Source organism: Vibrio sp. Vb0349, from assembly GCF_033338975.1.
Map to the genome: position 1 here is coordinate 1 of NZ_JAWOTS010000358.1, position 1,143 is coordinate 1,143.

General features: G+C 47.1%; 1 protein-coding gene. It reads left to right on the top strand.

The genetic code is table 11. The features are described from left to right. Positions 1–1,006 (top strand): putrescine-ornithine antiporter (gene potE, locus R7Q47_RS25830; RefSeq protein ID WP_318090206.1); only part of this gene is annotated, 1,006 nt, incomplete at its 5' end. Between the last annotated feature and the right edge of the window lie 137 nt (positions 1,007–1,143).

Genomic DNA, 1,143 nt, shown 5'->3' on the forward strand with positions numbered 1-1,143 from the left:
CGCGATTACTTGTGTGGGTTACGGCTCCGCATTCTTTGAAGTGACCCTATCTCCGGTCGAAACCTGTTTGTACACCATCGCCATTCTTTGGATTTGTACTTTCGCTAACTTCGGTGGTGCGAAAATCACAGGTCAAATTGGTACATTCACCGTGTGGGGTGTAATCCTACCAGTGTGTTCATTGGGTATTGTTGGTTGGTTCTGGTTTAACCCAACCATGTACATTGAAGCTTGGAACCCACACAGCTTGCCATTTGGTGAAGCAGTGAGTGCTTCTATTGCGATGACTCTATGGGCATTCCTTGGTCTTGAATCAGCTTGTGCGAACTCTGAAGCGGTAGAAAACCCAGAGAAGAACGTACCAATCGCAGTGCTAGGCGGTACACTAATCGCGGCTGTGGTTTACATTGTATCGACAAACATCTGTTCTGGTATCGTTGCAAACTCTGAGCTTGCTGCATCTACAGCGCCATTCTCAACCGTATGGACAGTGATGCTAGGTTCAGCCGCTGGTAAAGTGGTTGCGGGTATGGCGGTATTGGCTTGTGCGGGCTCTCTATTGGGTTGGCAATTCACTATCGCGTCAGTGTTCAAATCGTCTTCTGATGCTGGCTTCTTCCCTAAATTGTTCTCTCAAGTGGACAAACGTGGTACGCCAATCAAAGGTATGATCGCGATTACTATTATCCAATCTGTATTGTCTCTAATGACGATTTCTCCAACGCTGAACGAGCAGTTCGAAGCGCTGGTTAACCTAGCGGTAGTAACAAACGTTATTCCTTACATTCTATGTATGGGCGCAATCTTCATCATGCAGCAAGTGGCGCACGTGCCGGAGCGCGAGATGAAAACCACCAACGTTATCGCTCTGATTGGCTCTCTGTACAGTTTCTACGCGCTTTACGGCTCCGGCTACGAAGCGATGATGTGGGGCTCTATCGTAACCTTCCTTGGCTGGAGTGCTTACGGTCTGATTGCTGCGAAGCATGAGCCTTTAGCAAATTAAAAAATAATACTGAAAGAGCCTTCCCAAACGCGGTGTGGAAGGCTCTTTGTTTTTAGGCATTTACGCCAAATCCAAGTCAGCTTAATGTATTTGAGGCTAGACATCCAATGACGTGAAAACTCATTTTCGACATTTGG